The following is a 15,911-nucleotide window of genomic DNA, read 5'->3' as shown; positions in this document are numbered from 1 at the left end:
TGCTCCGGGCCGCTTCCGCGATCAGGCCCGCCGGCCCCAGGCGGGCTCACCGGGCGCCAGGGTGGGCGCCCGTTCTCCCGGGGCCCCTGCACCCCGGCCAGCTCCACCTGGTGAGCGGATCGCTGTGGCTGCCGGCCCTTGGCTGCTGCCCTGTCCCGGCTCCTGGCTGGAGGACCAGCGGCGCGGTCCCTGGGGGCTGGACCGGCCGGTTCAGAGAGCGCACCGGCTCCGGCTCGGGTCCCAACCGGCTCGCACCGTGGTTCGCTCCCCCTCTTCTCTCCCTTCACTCCCGATTCCCCGCTGCCGATCTCCGCTCCCGCCATGGCCGATCCCCACCCCTCCGCCGACGCTTCGATCGCCCCCGCCACCTCCCTGACCCCCACCGCCACCTCCCAGACCCTCGCGGACGCGGCGCCCAGTGAGGAGCGCTCCGCTGCGGCCACTCCCTGGGACTGGCGCCCCGCCTCGGCCAGCGTGGTGGCCTCGTCGGTCTCGCTGCTGGAGCTGCGGGGACCAGACAGCCTGCGCTTCCTGCACGGCCAGACGAGCCAGGCGATCGAGCTGGCCCGCCCGGGACAGTGGCTCTCCACCTGCTGCATCACACCGACGGCGCGCCTGCGGGCCCTGGCCGAGGTGCTGGTGACGCAGGACGGTGCCTGGCTGGTGATCCGCGAGGGGGAGGGAGCAGGGGTGCGCCAGGCCCTCGATCGGGTGCTGTTCCCTGCCGATGCGGTCGAGCTCGGCCCTCTGTCTGAGGGTGTCCTTCTGGAGCCGGTGCCTGGAGCCGGTGACGCCGTGCAGGCTGCGTCGTCCGGCACCGCTCCGGAGGCGGCCGGCTCGGCGGAATCCGGCCTCCCCGATTGGCGGCCCCTGGAGGGTGGGCAGGGCTTCTGGCTGGGAGATGCCCTGGTTCTCGTGGGCTCTGATGCCGACGCTGCGGCCCCGGGCGGTCTGGAGCCCGCGGCCCAGGTCCTGCTGGCCCGTCCACGTCTGGAGGCGGAGCGGCGCGAGCGCTGGCGCATCCAGCAGGGCTGGCCCGCCTGCCCCGCCGAGGTGAATGAGGACACCAATCCCTTCGAGCTGGGCCTGGCGCCGCGGGTGAGCCTCAGCAAGGGCTGCTACGTGGGCCAGGAGACCCTGGCCAAGCTCGCCACCTACGACGGCGTCAGGCGTCAGCTGCGCCGCTGGTTCGTGCCCGGTGCCGAGGGCCCCTCCCCGGGAGCCCCGCTGCGGGCCGGTGAGGAGCGGGCCGGGGTGGTCACCTCCGCCCTCGACCTGGCCGATGGCAGCGGCTGGATCGGCCTGGCCCTGGTGCGCCGCTCAGCCCTGGACGCGGCGACGCTGGTGGCGGAGCGGGAGGGAGCCGAACCGCTGACGCTGCAGCTGTCGCTGCCGGAGGCGTTCGTGGCCCCGCCGGTGGGCGCGGGTGGGGCGGGCCGACCGGCGGGCTGATCACCCACGCGAGGCGCCTCCAGGGCCGCCGCAGGGGCTGCCTCGCAGCCTTTGCCACGCCCCATCGCCACCGTTCCGGTGCGCTCTGCGTTGGGTGGAGGTGTGCCGCGCCCGAGGCGCGGTCGCTGTCTCAGCCCTCGTCCTGCTCCAGCAGCCAGGCGGCCACCGCCCAGGTGGCCAGGCAGTCGTCGCGGTTGTAGGTGAAGATCCGGCGCAGCTGGTGGCGGCTGCGGGCCGGCGTGCGCACCCCCAGCCGCCACTGGCGCCACCAGAGCAGACAGCGTGCGCCATCGACGCCGCTCTGGCTCCAGCGGAAGCCGCGCCAGCCAGCCACCGCCTTGAGGCCGTAGCTGTTCACCGGCAGCAGCCAGTGCTGCCGCAGCCGCTGATGCACGTCGATCAGGCGGCCCTTGAGCGCCTGCCGCTCCGCCTCTCCGGCACCCTGTCGCTCGGCCAGCCGCAGCAGGTAGATCGATTCGGTCTCGCCGTAGTGGAGCACCGGCCAGTCGGGGTGTTTGCGCAGCAGGGTGCGCAGCCGCTGCCACAGCCGCGCCTCGCCGTGTTCCTGCAGGGCCAGCAGCGGATGGAAGGCACCGCTCTCCTGGGCTGCGTGGCTCGGACTCGCCGCGCCCCTGGCATCCGCAGTGCTGGCTCCCGCGACCGGACCTGGCCACCGGCCCGCGGCATCGCGCTGCAGCGACAGGAAGCCATGCAGGAAGTCGTCCCGCGCGTCGGGGTCCGATTCGATGTCGTAGATCAGCACGCCTGTGGCCTGGCGCAGCTCCGGCAGGGCCTCGCCCTGCGCTCTGGGGCGCCGCAGGGGAGCCCCCTGCGCCTGCACGCGGGCCTGGGCGACCAGCTGGGGTGCCACCTCCCGGTGCTGCTCGCCATGCACCGCCAGATCCTCGGCGAGCCGTGCCGGATCGGCCGCCGCCAGTTCGCTCAGGCTGCCGATGCCCTCGCCCAGCAGCAGATCGCGGCGCTTGCCGCCGATGCCGCTCACCTCGCTGAGGTGTCCCTCCTCGGCGGCCACCGCATCGCAGAGGGTGCGCCAGCCGCACAGCACACACTTCTTGCGGTCGTTGACCAGCGGCGGCGGCTGCGGCCGTTCCAGATCCGCGGCCAGGCGCTCGAGGCTCTCATCGAGCTGGCGCTGCAGCGCCGGCGTCAGCGTCAGCGGCTCCCGCATCAGGCTGCGATCGCCGGGGCCCACCACCAGGGCCCGGGGCACCGGCGCCTGCTGCTGCTCCTCGAGCAGGCGTCCCCACAGGGTCAGCTGCAGCCGGTGCTCGCGGGTGAGGTTGCGGCCCTGGCGGGCCAGCACCGGTCGATAGGCGAACGGCCCCCAGCGGCTGTGACCGTCGACGCGCTGCAGCAGCGGCGGATGGGCCTCCAGGGCCAGGGGCTGATGCAGGCCCGGGGCCCGGAGCTGGCCATACAGCCGCAGGCCCATCACACCGGCCTCGCCGCGGCTGCAGGCCTGTTCGCCGCGGCCGGGGCGCTGGGGCAGCAGCTGCTGGAAGCAGCGCAGCTGTTCATCGAGGGCGAGGGCCCGGTGGGCGTTCCACTGGCGTCGCTCGAGGGGGCCGTGGCGGTCCAGCCAGGCGCGGCGGCGGCAGCGCAGCCAGCTGCGAAGAAGCCGGTCGGTGAGAGGAGCGGCCGCGAGGGCACCGGCTCCGGAATGGGATGTTCGCGCCGCGGGCATCGCCGCACGCTAAGCGCGGCGGTGGCCTGCCCTCATGCCGGCACCCGCAGGCGCCACGGCGGGGGGGCGCGCTGCTACGAACGGCCCGAGCTGCACCCGACCTCCATGGCTTCCGCCCCCCTGCCCCTGGAGGCCGCCCCGATCGCCTTCGGCACCGACGGCTGGCGGGGCATCCTCGGGGTGGACATCACGGTGGAGCGGTTGCTGCCGGTGGCGGCGGCGGCGGCCCGGGAGCTGGCCAGCAGTGCGCCCGAGGGCCTGGCCAGCCGCGAGGTGGTGCTCGGCTACGACCGCCGCTTCCTGGCACCGGAACTGGCCGAGGCGATCGCGGCGGCGGTGCGCGGCGCCGGCCTGGTGCCGGTGCTGAGCGATGCGCCCACGCCCACCCCGGCCTCCAGCTGGGCGGTGGTGGAGCGCGGGGCTCTCGGCGCCCTGGTGATCACCGCCAGCCACAACCCGCCCGAATGGCTGGGCCTGAAGATCAAGGGCCCCTTCGGCGGCTCGGTGGAGGGCGACTTCACCGCTCGGGTGGAGCGTCGCCTGGCGGCCGGCGGCATCACCGTGCCGATCGCGGCGGACACCGCACGTTTCGATGCCCTGGGGGCCTATGTGGCGGGCCTGAAGGCCAAGGTGGACACCGGGGCCCTGGCCGAAGGGCTGCAGCGGCTCGGCCTGACGGTGATCGTCGATCCGATGCATGGCTCCGCCGCCGGTGTGCTGCCGGCCCTGCTGGGGGAGCAGGCTGTGGCCTCCGGTGCCATCCGCGAGATCCGCAGCCAGCGCGATCCCCTGTTCGGCGGCCACCCGCCTGAGCCGCTGGCTCCTTACCTGACGCAGCTGATCGCCGAGGTGCGCGCCAGCACCGCCGCGGGCAAGCCGGCGATGGGCATCGTCTTCGATGGCGACGGCGACCGCATCGCCGCGGTGGATGAGCGCGGCCGCTTCTGCAGCACCCAGCTGCTGATGCCCCTGTTCATCGATCACCTCGCCCGCGCCCGCCAGCTGCCCGGCACGGTGATCAAGACCGTCAGCGGCTCGGATCTGATGGCGCTGGTGGCCGAGGACCTGGGCCGCACGGTGCTGGAGATGCCCGTGGGCTTCAAATACATCGCCGCCGAGATGCTCGCCGGTGAGGTGCTGGTGGGGGGCGAGGAATCGGGCGGTGTCGGCTTCGGCATGCACCTGCCGGAGCGCGATGCCCCCTTCGCGGCCTTGTTGCTGATCGAGGCCCTGGTGGAGGGCGGTGTGCCCCTGGGCCAGCGCATCGATGCCCTGCAGCAGCGCTGCGGTGGGGCTGCCGCCTACGACCGGCTCGATCTGCGCCTCGCCGACATGGCCGCACGCCAGCGGCTGGAGGCCCGCCTGGCTGAAGCGCCTCCCAGCGAGGTGGCCGGGGCTGCCGTGGAGGAGGTGATCACCACCGACGGCGTGAAGCTGCGCCTCGGTCCCAGTCACTGGCTGATGCTGCGCTTCTCGGGCACCGAGCCGCTGCTGCGCCTCTACTGCGAAGCCCCCAGCCCGGACCGGGTGGCCAGGGTGCTGGCCTGGGCGCGTCAGCTGGCTGAGAGCGTCTGAGGCGTCGCGGCGCCAGGGCCGCCGGTTCAGCCGGTCGCCCTCCGCCCTGCGTCTCCGATAGGGTCCTGGCCCATCAGCCGCTTCAGCCGCGATGCATGAGGGATGGTTCTCCCGTCAGGGCCAGCGGCTGTCGCCGCTGGCATGCAGTTGGTGGCCACCGGTCGCCTGCCTGGGGCTGCTGCTCCTCATCCTGGTTGTCGCTCCCGCTCAGGCGGCCGGGCGTGCCGACACCGCGCCTGTCCCCGAGGCCTTTCGCTGTGATGGGAGCGCGTTGACGGTCACCCTGCATGGCGGTGCCGTGGATGACCCGGCCATCCCCAACCGCAGCGACGGCACCCTGCCGGGCGCCTTCGTGCAGCTGCAGTGGCAGCGCGACGGGGAGCTGATCGCGCTGCAGCTGCCGCGCACCAACAACGCCGGCGCCCCCAGCTTCACCGATGGCAAGTGGTGGTGGAGCCTCGAGGATCCGCAGCACCCCCGCTTCCGGCTTCGCCAGGGCACCGGCGCCATCGAGGACTTCGCCTGCGCACCGGCGTGAGCGCGGACGCCTTGCCCGCCGATGCGCTGCCGCCCTGGCGGCCGTTGCTGCGTGGCGCCCGCGAGCGGGAGGGGCTATCGCCGATGGCCCGCTGGCTCCAGCTGGCGACTGTGGCGCCGGACGGCACCCCGCGGGTGCGCACCCTGGTGTTCCGCGGCTGGGCGGATGGGGCCTGCCTCGATCTGCTCACGGACGGCCGCAGCGCCAAGGTGACGGACCTGGCTGCGGAGGCTGCCGTGGAGCTCTGCTGGCTGCTGCCCCGGGCCCGCTGTCAGTTCCGCCTGCGGGGACAGCGGCTTGCCCTGCCGGCGGAGGTCGAGCGCCGCGAGCGGCAGCGCCACTGGCGCCAGCTCACGCCGGCCGGGCGCGCCCTCTGGGGCTGGCCGCCTCCCGGTGAGCCGTTCGAGCCGGCCGCGGCCTTCCCCAGTGAACTGGGTGATGCCGAGCCGGTTCCAGAGTCGTTGGTGTTGCTGCGGTGCGAGATCGGCCAGGTGGAGCTGCTCGAACTCGGGGCCCATCCGCACCGCCGTCGCCGCTGGCGGGCGACCACGGGTTGGCATGAGGAACCCCTGAATCCGTGATCCAGGCTCCTGCCCCGCGCACTCCCGCTCCCTTCCGGATGCGGGGTGCGCCTGGCAGCTCAGCCGCTCAGCGCTGGCCGAGCAGTTCCTCCCAGCTGGGAGCCGGGGCGGGATGGGGGGCGGGCCGTGCCTTCAGGGAGCAACAGGGGGCGCCCTGGGGGGCCTGCCCCGAGCGACGGTGCCGGGACGCCTGGCTGGCGCGCCCGGACAGGGTGGTCGGGCGGGGGGGAGCGATGTTTGTCTTCATGGGAATGACCTTGCGAAGGGGATATGGATCGCGCACGACCGGCAGTCCTGTCGCCCTGGCTGGGCCGACGGCTGCGGGTCTCAGATGGACCTGTGGTTGGGAGGGCCGTCCTGGCCGTCCTGGCCGTCCCCGGGCTCTGCGGGTTGATCCCGCGCTCTGAATCCGGAGGCCTGACCCCTTGCCAACGGGGTCCGTGCGCCTGCACCGGATCCGAAGACCATAACCCGGAAGCGGCAGAAGACAACCGAAAGGGCATGGGGATATCCGGCCCCGCCCGCGCCGATCTTTCGTTTTGGCGTTCTCCGGCGCCTGCAGCCGAGGGCCCCGAGCCTCATGGCGCCCGCTCCGCCGTGGCGATCTCCACGGCACTGCTGATCGTCTGGCGATGGCCGTCCGTCAGCCGGAACTCCTGCTGCAGCTTCAGCCGCAGCTGTCCAGGCCCGCTGCGGCTGGCCTCGAAGCCGCCCGTCGCCAGGCCATCGAGCAGCACCCGGTTCAGGCTGCTGCCTGTGCTCGGTTCGCCGTCGAGCCCGTAGGCCGGCCCGCAGCGCATCAGCACCTGCCCGCGCCAGATGGCGCTCGGCGGCGGGCTGAGGGTGTAGCTGATCGTGCCCCGGGCCGTCTGCAGCTGCAGCACCGGCCGGCGGCCGGCCAGGGAACAGGCCGGTTGAAGGCCAGGGCTCTCCCCCAGCTCCAGCCGATCGGCCCGCAGGATCTCGCTGCGCAGCAACGCCAGGGTGCGGCGCTGCACTCCCCGCTCGCGCACCAGCCGCACCAGCCGTTCGTTGCCGCGGCCGTGCAGCAGCAGCGTCTGGAGCAGCGTCACGAACAGGGCCATGCCGAGGCTGAGGCCCAGCAGCAGCTCCACCAGGGTCAGGCCGGCGCTGCGGCCCGGAATGGCCAGGGCGGATCGCTCCGGCCGGCGCCGCCGCGATCGTCCGTTCTGGAGGAGCAGCGCGTTCACAGGCTGGGGTCCACCTGGCAGGTCTGCTGCTGCCAGCGGCCCAGCCGCACCACCCCCAGGGGCAGGGCCATCACCAGGCAGCGCTCCAGCGCCGTGCCTTCGGCGGAGATCCGCACGGTGCCGCCGTCGAGCACCAGGCCGTTGCTGGTGAAGCGCACCAGGGGCGGCAGGTTGTGCTCCACCTGCACCACTCCCGGATCGATGCCCTCACCGGCGGGCAGGTCGAGTCCCGGGCAGCCCGGCAGCGCCGCATCCGGGGGCGCCTGCCAGCCCGCCTCCGCCAGCTGCAGGCCGCAGGGGCTGCCGCTGCGGACCGCCGCCAGTCGCCCGCGTTCCAGGCCCAGGGCGATGCGGCGACTGGCGCTCTCCACCCGTTCGCGCGCCAGCGCCTCCGCCCCCTGGCGCAGCCCCAGCACGCTCACCCACCCCAGCAGCATCGCCACGATCAGCAGCTCATGCAGCGAGAAGGCTGCGTCCCGTGGTCGCCGGTCGGCCTCCTGCGGCCTCAGGCCCGCCTTTTGCGGCCGCAGACGCTCAGCCATGGATCTGCGGCGCCGGTGCGGACCCGGTGGCGGCGGAGGGGCTCTGGCAGAGGCCGAGGGCCGCCGGCAACAGCAGGCGTTGACGCCGCAGCGGCAGACCGTCGATCGCCAGCTCCAGCAGCAGGCCATCGTCGGCAGGCAGCAGTGTCAGGCGGCGCTCCACCCCCTCGGCGCTGGGGCGGGAGCTCAACAGCGTCTGCAGGGTGGCGGCGCTGTTGCCGCACGGGGGCGGTTGGAGCGACTGGCGGCTCTGCAGCCGCAGGCTGGCCTCCAGGGCCGCCAGTTCTCCCTCGAGCCGGTCGGCCAGCAGCTGGCGCCGCTCCTCCTGCGTCACCCCCATCGCGATCAGGCTCCAGATCCGCAGCGACGATCCGGCGCTCAGCGAAACCAGCAGCGCCGCCATCAGCACCTCGATCAGGTTCACAGCGCCTCCCCCCGCAGGCCGAGGGGCCGCAGCTCCTGCACCCGCCAGGGCAGCCCCGCCAGCCGCAGCTCGAAGCTGGCGTGGCGGCTCGGTTCCTGGCCGCGACCATCCAGCGTGATCTCCAGGGTGAGACGTTGCTCGGCCGTGGGGGTGTCGACAGGGGGCGGGGCCGGTTGCCAGCGCCGCAGCTGCCAGCCCACGCCGAACACCTCACCCCGACGCAGCTGCTCCAGTTCCAGGGCGTCGGCGCAGCCGGCGTCCGCCCATTGCTCCAGGGCCAGGGGCAACAGGCAGGCATGGCGTAGCTGAATGCGCGCCACCAGCAGCTGGGCGGCGGAGACCAGCCGGTCTTCGCTCGTCTGCAGCTGCTGTTCGGCGCTGCCCCGCAGCCGGCCCTGCAGGCTCACGGCCTGCACCGAGAGGCTGCCCAGCAGCAACAGCAGTGACAGCATCGCGGCCAGAGGGAGCAGGAACCCCGCTGTCGGGGCGCTCAGTGATGGATGGGGCTGAGGCGGAAGCCGCCGCATCGGATGCCGCCGCAGCGAACGCCGTCGCAGCGGAAGCCGTCGCAGCGGAAGGGGGCGTCGGCAGGAACGCAGGGGCATGGGATTGGGTGACCCGGGTCTTCGGCAGGCTTCCCCGGGGCGGACCGCGCCATCGCGGCACGGGGTCCATGCGGCGGCCGGCAGGGGCTTCGCATGGGGAGCACCGTCGCCTGCTCCAGCATTTGCGGTGTCGATCAGATCAGGACATGAGCTATGGCGGCCTCCGCAACCGTTGGCCGATTCCCTGGGCTCTCCTAGGCTGAGTTGGCGGACACTCCAATGGTTCATGGGCCGCCCCCGCCTTGTCTGGTCCACGCGCGGATTTTCGTTGCCGCTTGTGCTGATCGCAGCCGCGATTCTTCTGGTCGGTGGCCTGATGCTGGCTCTCCGCTCCGGAGATGGACTGCTCAGCGTTCTGTTGCAGGCGGAGAGCAGCGACGCCCGCGATGCCGCCGAGACAGGCATCACCCGCATCGTGGGCGAACTCAACAAGCCCCACAACCGAGGACTGCTCGTCAAGGCTGGATCCTTGGCGGATGAAGAAGGATATCTATGGAGCAGTGATGATGCGAAGGTGCTCAGCCCCTGTCCGCCCGCCAGCACCGGGGATCTGAGGAACCCCTGAAAAACCCGATAGAATCAGTACAGTTCCAATAATGAGACTGGCAGCGGATGGCGGCCCCCCTCCAGTTGGGTTTCACGGACTACGAGCAGACCTACGCCAAGAAGAAAACGCGCCGGCAGCGCTTCCTCGATGAGATGGAAGCCACAGTGCCCTGGGATCCTTTCCTGGCCTTGATTTCGCCTGTGTACCACAGGCCTTCTGCCAAGGGCGGGCGCCCACCGTTTCCGCTGGAGGTGATGCTGCGCATCCACCTGCTGCAGCAGTGGTTCACGCTTTCCGATCCCTTGATGGAGGAGATGCTGATCGATACCCCCTGCTTCCGCCGCTTTGCTGGGATCGACATGGTTGAGGACCGGATCCCTGACGAGACGACGATCCTGAACTTCCGCCACCTCCTGGAAGAGAATCGGATAGCAGAGCAGATCCTGGAGACGGTGAACCAGAGCCTGCGGGAGAAGGGCGTGATGCTTAAGGAGGGCACGATCCTCGATGCCACAATCATCAACGCTCCCAGTTCAACCAAGAACAAGACGGGCGAGCGGGATCCTGAAATGCACTCGGTGGCCAAAGGCAACCAGTGGTTCTTTGGGATGCGGTGCCACATCGGTGTGGATGCAGCCTCGGGTCTGGTCCATTCCGTGGTGAGCACGGCTGCCAACGTCCATGAGCTGAACACGGCACCCGATCGCGTCCATGGCGAGGAACGCGTGATCTACGGCGACTCTGGCCACATCGGCATCGAAAAGCGTGAGGCGTTCAAGGACTGCGAAGCAGAGATGCGCATCGCCATGAAGCCCGGACAGCGCCGAGTTCTACCGGACACCCCAGAGGGAAGACTGCTGGATCTGATGGAGGCGGCGAAAGCACATGTCAGGGCAAAGGTGGAGCATCCATTTCGGATCATCAAGTGCCAGTTTGGATTTCGGAAGGTCTTCTACCGAGGCATCCGCAAGAACAACCTCAAGCTGACGATGCTGTTTGCCCTCGCCAATCTCTGGATGGTGCGCGAACGTTGTCCTTCTACAGCGTAAATGACAGAATAAGTGTGCCATCTTGAGGGTGAGCAGCCAAAAATGATCGGGGAACTCACGAGAAATAAGCCAGTCAGGCCCTGGATTGGAGCACCTGGCGAGTAGCCAAGGACAAAATACCCCACTTGTGTCTCATTGACGAGAATGAGACACGCTTGCGCTCAATTCCCGGTCTTGATCAGAGCTTCCCTGAACTCTCCTGATCTGACCGACAAGAATCCTGACGACAATAACGATACAAGCAACCCCACGATCGGCTACCAGGGAGGAGCGTCGTATCGAACCGTGTATCTGGATGACGAGGGCAAGGTTGTCCAGACTGCCGCCGCCGCTGTCAAGTCGTATCGGCTGGTGTCTGTGCAGCGCCAGCCGCTGCGCACCGCGGCAGGCGGCCCCAGCCTGCTTCTTTTCGATGCCCAGAATGGCCGCGGCAGCGTCAGGCTGATCGTCGAGGGTTCGGCCCTGCGCAACGGCAATGTGATCAGCACGGTACGGCTGGAAGAGGAGCTTGAACTGGTGCCCAAATGCTGCGGTGTCTCCTTCGGCGGCGCCCATGGGAATACCGACTATGAACCGAGGCCGGACAGTCAGGGCGAGAGTGTCTGTATCTCCGAAAGCTGGGGTTTCATGGCTGGACTGGCCAATGACGGCACCGGTTCGATGACGATCAATGGCGTCACCACGATTGTCAATGGGGCTGGTCAGACGGTCAATCCTCTGCTCTGCGTGCAGGCGTGTGATTTCAATCCCACCTCGACGGATTTCACGATGCAGTTGGTGTCACCATTTTCCATCCCACAGGTGCGCCAAAACCCCGACGAAACCCTTGCGGAGATGGGTACTATCAGCGGCAATACCGATCTGGCGGAATTTTCAAATTCTGGCTCCTCAAATTCATTTATTTATTGCACTGAGGCGGAAGGGACGGCAAGTGGCAGGCTCAGATCCTGTCCGGGGGGTAAGGTGACGATCAATGCCAATGCTCCAAAAGAGCCATTTAGTAATTCTCCGCCGGTGATTCCTTATTGTGCCGTGATGGATTATGCCGTCAAGCCTGAGGGTTCCGAGGCGTTGCACTGTAACCTTAAGCAGTTGGATTACAGCGGACTGGCGGTTACCATAGCGGGCACTGGCAGTCGAGCTCTGCGGCTTTATTTTCCAGGCTCCGAGGTTAATAATGTGGTCCGCAGCACCGGCGGCGGCGAGCTCAAGCATGATGGAGACAGTGCGGATTTTGCTCTGTTTGGTTGTCGCCCCATCCCCAGTTGCGACACGCAGATCGTCAAGTTGGCTGGTAGCGCAGATGGACTGAATCTGTTCGCCTGGTTCCCCAATGGAACGGTCACGATCTCGGGGAGCTCGTCTTATGAGGGAGTGGTCTGGGCCAATGAGATCATCTCCAATGGTGGCGTGGATTGGACGATTCCCTCCGGCGATGTGCAGAATGTGCTCAGCTTGGCTGGATTCGAGGCGCAAGGTGTTCTTACCCCCCCCCTGTCTTCGACTGGGTGGCTCGCTCGGTGCGTTCCTTCCGCTGGCTGGGGTTGTGATGCTCAGAAGACGTCTTCAGTCAACACCACGGCCCAGGCCCGGTTTCACCCTGGTCGAGATTCTGATTGCGGCGGTGGTGATGGTCGTCGCCACCATCGGCAGCACCGTGCTGTTCAATCAGGCCACCCGCCAAGGGTTACAGAGTGATCGTCACCTGCGCCAGCAGCTGGCGGTCAGCCGCGACCTGTCGATGATCATGAATCTGAATGAGCGCTATACCTGCGAGACGCGTTCCTGTGGCTTGAACGACGGTGCAGGCCTGCCTGGTCAGGGCGACTATGCCCCTGATTATTTCGATGCCGAAGACAGCCTCGCCAAGGGCACCCGTTTCACAGCCTTCGAGGCTCTCTGCGCGCAGGGGCTTCTCACTGAACTGAAAAGGGCCATCGATGATCAAGCTCTGGAGGGGGCTCCTGAGGGAGCGGCTGTGAACCGCACTGTTCATCTGCTGGATGCCACGGAAGGGGGACTGTCACTGCCTCCCCATCGCTATCGCGTCGACTGGAAGGACGCCGATGAGCGGCTGCTGCGTCAAGTGCAGCTCATCCCCACTGTTGCTGCCTGGTGCCCATGACGCGTCGCCCCATGTTGCCACGATGGCCACGCCTGCTCCGGCCGGACCGCAGCTACACCCTGGTCGAGTTGATGGTCACGGTTGTGGTGATCGGCATCCTCTCCGGGGTGGTGATCGACATCGGTTGGCGTGAATGGCGACGGGAACAGGTCAACAGTGTGGTGCTGGAGCTGGCGGGCTGGCTGCAGAAGGTGCGGCGCGGCGCCCTCAAGGGCCACAGCTGTGTGGTGACCATCCAGACCGGACTGCGTGCGTCCGGCGCTCAGCTGGCCCAGGTCGATAACTGTGTCTCTGTGGAGCCCCTGCGCCTCAGCGGTCTCAGCGGCAATCGTGGCTTCGATGTGAGCGTTCCAGAGGGAACTGTCAACAGCTTCACCTTCACCCCCGCCGGCACCCTTTCGCCGCCGCCTTCCCCACAGGTGCCGATCGTGATCACCGTGGCCCTCGAGGGGCACAGTGATCCTCAGCGCTGTGTGCGGATTGATGGGCTGCTTGCCGCGATCGACGTGGGCATTCCGGGCGCTGGCGGCTGCGTTGCAGGGAGGATCTGAGCTGATGCCTCTTTCACTGGCCCATGTCCGTCGCGTCCGACCCCCGCTCACTGGCCGTGCCGCTTTCACTCTGGTGGAACTGCTGGTGACTGTGGCCGTCGGCGGCCTGGTGCTCGGCGGTGCCGTGATCATCCTGATCTCCCACATCCGCGCGAGCACCCGCCTGGTGGCCTTGCAGCATTACCAGGATCACTGCGGCTGGGTGCAGTTCCTGCTCAACCGCGAAATCGAGCAGTCATCGGCCGCCGCCGGCGAGGGCAATACGCTCACCCTGACGATTCCAGGCTTCTCCAGGCCTGTCACCATCATCTACACCCGTAATGCCGCCGGCGAACTCGAGCGCACCGGTCCCAGCATTGATGCTGCCGGCCGCCTGGAGGTGCCGACGGACCCTGAGGAGCCCTATGAGGCACGCACAGACCTTGTGGCGAGAGATGTGCTGGCCTTCACCGTCGATGCCACGGCCAATCCCCGCGCTCCACGCTATCTGATCAGGATCGGCAATGCTGATGGCATCTCCTATTCCGTCAACCAGGATTCTGGCGGCGGCGGCGCCTACTGCCGTGCCAGGGAGATGAGCCGCAAAGCGCCTGTGCCAACAGCCCGAGAGGAAGTCGGGACTCTGGTGGTCTGGAATGTCGGTTTGGAAAGCATCGAATATCTGTCGTGAGTGGCGATCGGCTCAACCCTGAGCACTGGGTTCACCGGGTTACTGGTTGAGCTTCAGCACCGCCATGAAGGCCTCCTGGGGCACCTCCACCTTGCCCATCGCCTTCATCCGCTTCTTGCCCTTGGCCTGCTTCTGCAGCAGTTTCTTCTTGCGGCTGATGTCGCCGCCGTAGCACTTGGCGAGCACATCCTTGCGCATGGCGCTGATGCTTTCGGAGGCGATCACGCGGCTGCCGATGGAGGCCTGGATCGGGATCTTGAACTGCTGGCGCGGGATCAGCTCCTTGAGCTTCTCCACCAGGCCCTTGCCGACGTTGTAGGCCTTGTCGCGGTGCACGATCGTGGTGAGCGGATCGGCCTTCTCGCCGTTGATCAGCACATCGAGGCGCACCAGATCGTTCCTGCGGTAGCCGATCAGGTGGTATTCCATCGAGGCGTAGCCCTTGGTGCGGCTCTTCATCTGGTCGAAGAAGTCGGTGACCACCTCGGCCAGCGGCAGCTCGTAGTGGAGCGTGACGCGATCGGTGGTGATATACTTCATGTCGATGAACTCACCGCGACGCTCCTGGCACAGCTCCATCAGGGTGCCGTTGTAGGTGTTCGGCGTGTAGATCTCGAGCTTCACATAGGGCTCTTCGATCGATTCGCGCTTCTGTGGATCCGGTAGTGTCGCCGGATTGTCGATCATCTCGGTGCTGCCATCGAGCATGTTCACCCGGTAGATCACCGAGGGGGCGGTGACGATCAGATCGAGGTCGTATTCGCGCTCGAGGCGCTCCTGCACGATCTCCATGTGCAGCAGGCCGAGGAAGCCGCAGCGGAAGCCGAAGCCCATGGCGCTGCTCGTCTCCGGCTCGTACTGCAGAGCGGCGTCGGAGAGGCGCAGCTTGTCGAGCGCCTCGCGCAGATCCGGGTACTGGTCGGCGTCGGTGGGGAACAGGCCGCAGAACACCATCGGCTTGGCTTCGGTGTAGCCGGGCAGCGGCTCGCTGGCGGGGGCTGCCGCCAGGGTGATCGTGTCGCCCACCCGCGCATCCGCCACGGCCTTGATCGAGGCCGCCAGGTAGCCCACCTCGCCGGCATGCAGGCTCTCCACCTGACGCTGGTCGGGGGCCATCACGCCCACCTCGTCGAGTTCGTAGGTCTTGCCGCTGGCCATCAGCAGCACCTTGTCCTTGCGGGCGATCGTGCCGCTGATGACGCGGAAATAGACGATGACGCCGCGATAGGCGTCGTAGTAGGAATCGAAGATCAGCGCCCGCAGCGGCTCCTCCACCTTGTCGGGCGGCGGCGGCACCCGATCGACCACCGCCTGCAGGATCTCGGGCACGCCCAGGCCGGTCTTGGCGGAGCAGGGGATGGCGTTGCTGGTGTCGAGGCCGATGATCGCCTCGATCTCCTCACTGATCCGTTCCGGGTCGGCGCCGGGCAGGTCGATCTTGTTGAGCACCGGAATGATCTCGAGATCGTTCTCCAGCGCCAGATAGACGTTCGCCAGGGTCTGCGCTTCCACCCCCTGGCTGGCATCCACCACCAGCAGGGCGCCTTCGCAGGCCTGCAGGGAGCGGCTCACTTCATAGGAGAAATCGACGTGTCCCGGCGTGTCGATCAGGTTGAGGATGTAGGTCTCCCCATCAGCCGCCTTGTATTCCATCCGCGCCGCCTGCAGCTTGATCGTGATCCCCCGTTCCCGCTCCAGATCCATGTTGTCGAGAAACTGTTCCTGCATGTCGCGCGCGGCGACGGTGCCGGTGTCCTGTAACAGGCGATCGGCCAGTGTTGATTTGCCGTGATCGATGTGGGCGATGATGCAGAAGTTACGGATGCGGGAAACGGGAACGTCGGTCATCGCGCGCGCGCACAGGCGCCTGGTGTGGCATCGATCCTAGGGAGGGGGGCCGGAGCACCCCGCCAGGGGTTGCCCCCTGCTGGGCCCCCTGCTGGGACTGCGGGAGCTGCTGTTGCTGGCCATCGCCTGCTCAGTCAGGGGCGTCGGCACCCCCTCGCAGGCCACCGGCCGTTGGTTCTGTGCCGGCCCTGGCCGCCACGGGAGGGGAGCATCGGATCCCACCAGCGGGGTGGGGTTGCAGGTCGGCCCCAGCGGCTGGTGGCATCCGGCAGGCAACGGCTTGCCCGGCAGGGTCCTTGAGGCATTGGCTCTGGCCTGCGGGCATCGGCTATCGCCTGCAGCCACCGGCCGCGGCGTCCTGCCGCCGGCGACGCTCGAACCTGCGGGTTCGCTGCAGCGCTCGTCCTCGCCACCGGGCCCGCCGCCCGGACAGGGCGTCAGCGGCTCCGGGAGGCCTCCGGCCGGTTCGGCGCTTTCTAAGCTCAGGC

At 68.5% G+C, this 15,911-nt stretch carries 16 protein-coding genes; 10 read left to right on the top strand and 6 right to left on the bottom strand.

The genetic code is table 11. The annotated features are described in order from the left end of the window. Positions 1-321: 321 nt before the first annotated feature. Positions 322-1,452: a folate-binding protein YgfZ gene (locus H8F25_RS08685; protein ID WP_197213227.1), complete on the top strand. Its 1,131-nt coding sequence runs from the start codon at positions 322-324 to the stop codon at positions 1,450-1,452. Positions 1,453-1,582: 130 nt separating this feature from the next. Here the strand turns inward: H8F25_RS08685 and H8F25_RS08680 are convergent, their stop codons facing one another. Next, complete coding sequence (locus H8F25_RS08680; RefSeq protein ID WP_197213225.1) at positions 1,583-3,157, bottom strand: TM0106 family RecB-like putative nuclease; 1,575 nt, start codon at positions 3,155-3,157, stop codon at positions 1,583-1,585. A 105-nt stretch (positions 3,158-3,262) separates the two neighbouring features. On the opposite strand from H8F25_RS08680, the gene H8F25_RS08675 reads away from it, so the two are divergent. The 3 genes from H8F25_RS08675 to H8F25_RS08665 all read left to right on the top strand — a co-directional run bounded on the left by H8F25_RS08675 (position 3,263) and on the right by H8F25_RS08665 (position 5,851). Then, the gene (locus H8F25_RS08675; RefSeq protein WP_197213223.1) at positions 3,263-4,732 is read left to right on the top strand and encodes a phosphoglucomutase/phosphomannomutase family protein; all 1,470 of its coding nucleotides are present in this window, start codon (positions 3,263-3,265) and stop codon (positions 4,730-4,732) included. A gap of 271 nt (positions 4,733-5,003) precedes the next feature. Next, positions 5,004-5,270, top strand: a complete 267-nt coding sequence (locus H8F25_RS08670) for a hypothetical protein (protein ID WP_231597284.1) — start codon at positions 5,004-5,006, stop codon at positions 5,268-5,270. Further along, complete coding sequence (locus H8F25_RS08665; RefSeq protein ID WP_197213221.1) at positions 5,267-5,851, top strand: pyridoxamine 5'-phosphate oxidase family protein; 585 nt, start codon at positions 5,267-5,269, stop codon at positions 5,849-5,851. The genes H8F25_RS08670 and H8F25_RS08665 overlap by 4 nt, the downstream gene beginning before the upstream one ends. A gap of 578 nt (positions 5,852-6,429) precedes the next feature. Here H8F25_RS08665 and H8F25_RS08660 read toward each other — a convergent pair. Genes H8F25_RS08660 through H8F25_RS08645 form a run of 4 tightly spaced genes read right to left on the bottom strand, consistent with a single transcriptional unit; the run spans position 6,430 to position 8,480 of the window. Continuing rightward, positions 6,430-7,062, bottom strand: coding sequence for a prepilin-type cleavage/methylation domain-containing protein (locus tag H8F25_RS08660; protein WP_197213220.1), 633 nt, complete (start codon positions 7,060-7,062; stop codon positions 6,430-6,432). Continuing rightward, positions 7,059-7,604: a GspH/FimT family pseudopilin gene (locus tag H8F25_RS08655; RefSeq protein ID WP_197213219.1), complete on the bottom strand. Its 546-nt coding sequence runs from the start codon at positions 7,602-7,604 to the stop codon at positions 7,059-7,061. Before H8F25_RS08655 ends, H8F25_RS08660 begins: the two co-directional genes overlap by 4 nt. Further along, entirely contained in the window at positions 7,597-8,028 is a 432-nt protein-coding gene (locus H8F25_RS08650) for a hypothetical protein (RefSeq protein ID WP_197213218.1), read from the bottom strand. Before H8F25_RS08650 ends, H8F25_RS08655 begins: the two co-directional genes overlap by 8 nt. After that, positions 8,025-8,480, bottom strand: a complete 456-nt coding sequence (locus tag H8F25_RS08645) for a hypothetical protein (protein ID WP_231597283.1) — start codon at positions 8,478-8,480, stop codon at positions 8,025-8,027. The genes H8F25_RS08650 and H8F25_RS08645 overlap by 4 nt, the downstream gene beginning before the upstream one ends. Before the next feature lie 469 nt (positions 8,481-8,949). On the opposite strand from H8F25_RS08645, the gene H8F25_RS08640 reads away from it, so the two are divergent. The 6 genes from H8F25_RS08640 to H8F25_RS08615 all read left to right on the top strand — a co-directional run bounded on the left by H8F25_RS08640 (position 8,950) and on the right by H8F25_RS08615 (position 13,575). Continuing rightward, on the top strand, positions 8,950-9,198 hold the full coding sequence (locus H8F25_RS08640) for a hypothetical protein (protein ID WP_231597282.1): 249 nt from the start codon (positions 8,950-8,952) through the stop codon (positions 9,196-9,198). Positions 9,199-9,245: 47 nt separating this feature from the next. Continuing rightward, positions 9,246-10,229 (top strand): IS5 family transposase, encoded by a 984-nt coding sequence (locus H8F25_RS08635; RefSeq protein WP_197210200.1) that lies wholly within the window; start codon positions 9,246-9,248, stop codon positions 10,227-10,229. 174 nt (positions 10,230-10,403) lie between these two features. After that, a complete protein-coding gene (locus H8F25_RS08630) occupies positions 10,404-11,927 on the top strand; it encodes a hypothetical protein (RefSeq protein WP_197213215.1) in 1,524 nt (507 codons plus the stop codon). Further along, positions 11,860-12,354 (top strand): hypothetical protein, encoded by a 495-nt coding sequence (locus H8F25_RS08625; protein ID WP_197213214.1) that lies wholly within the window; start codon positions 11,860-11,862, stop codon positions 12,352-12,354. Before H8F25_RS08630 ends, H8F25_RS08625 begins: the two co-directional genes overlap by 68 nt. After that, positions 12,351-12,905 carry a Tfp pilus assembly protein FimT/FimU gene (locus H8F25_RS08620; protein WP_197213213.1) on the top strand — a complete coding sequence of 185 codons (555 nt, stop codon included), beginning with the start codon at positions 12,351-12,353 and terminating at the stop codon, positions 12,903-12,905. The genes H8F25_RS08625 and H8F25_RS08620 overlap by 4 nt, the downstream gene beginning before the upstream one ends. 4 nt (positions 12,906-12,909) lie before the next feature. Continuing rightward, positions 12,910-13,575 (top strand): type II secretion system protein J, encoded by a 666-nt coding sequence (locus tag H8F25_RS08615; RefSeq protein WP_197213212.1) that lies wholly within the window; start codon positions 12,910-12,912, stop codon positions 13,573-13,575. Between the two features lie 39 nt (positions 13,576-13,614). Here the strand turns inward: H8F25_RS08615 and lepA are convergent, their stop codons facing one another. Next, entirely contained in the window at positions 13,615-15,423 is a 1,809-nt protein-coding gene (lepA, locus tag H8F25_RS08610) for a translation elongation factor 4 (protein ID WP_197213210.1), read from the bottom strand. Positions 15,424-15,911: the final 488 nt, after the last annotated feature.

Origin of the sequence: Synechococcus sp. CBW1004 (assembly GCF_015840715.1) — a bacterium.
Taxonomy (GTDB): Bacteria; Cyanobacteriota; Cyanobacteriia; order PCC-6307; family Cyanobiaceae; genus Cyanobium.
This window is presented reverse-complemented; position numbering and strand designations above follow the sequence as displayed.

Bases quoted from the DNA above. Each gene is read 5' to 3' on its own strand.
- H8F25_RS08685 (WP_197213227.1), top strand. From the start codon at position 322: ATGGCCGATCCCCACCCCTCCGCCGACGCTTCGATCGCCCCCGCCACC.
- H8F25_RS08680 (WP_197213225.1), bottom strand. From the start codon at position 3,157: ATGCCCGCGGCGCGAACATCCCATTCCGGAGCCGGTGCCCTCGCGGCC.
- H8F25_RS08675 (WP_197213223.1), top strand. From the start codon at position 3,263: ATGGCTTCCGCCCCCCTGCCCCTGGAGGCCGCCCCGATCGCCTTCGGC.
- H8F25_RS08655 (WP_197213219.1), bottom strand. From the start codon at position 7,604: ATGGCTGAGCGTCTGCGGCCGCAAAAGGCGGGCCTGAGGCCGCAGGAG.
- H8F25_RS08645 (WP_231597283.1), bottom strand. From the start codon at position 8,480: ATGCTGTCACTGCTGTTGCTGCTGGGCAGCCTCTCGGTGCAGGCCGTG.
- H8F25_RS08640 (WP_231597282.1), top strand. From the start codon at position 8,950: ATGCTGGCTCTCCGCTCCGGAGATGGACTGCTCAGCGTTCTGTTGCAG.
- H8F25_RS08635 (WP_197210200.1), top strand. From the start codon at position 9,246: ATGGCGGCCCCCCTCCAGTTGGGTTTCACGGACTACGAGCAGACCTAC.
- H8F25_RS08625 (WP_197213214.1), top strand. From the start codon at position 11,860: ATGGTCGTCGCCACCATCGGCAGCACCGTGCTGTTCAATCAGGCCACC.
- H8F25_RS08620 (WP_197213213.1), top strand. From the start codon at position 12,351: ATGACGCGTCGCCCCATGTTGCCACGATGGCCACGCCTGCTCCGGCCG.
- H8F25_RS08615 (WP_197213212.1), top strand. From the start codon at position 12,910: ATGCCTCTTTCACTGGCCCATGTCCGTCGCGTCCGACCCCCGCTCACT.
- lepA (WP_197213210.1), bottom strand. From the start codon at position 15,423: ATGACCGACGTTCCCGTTTCCCGCATCCGTAACTTCTGCATCATCGCC.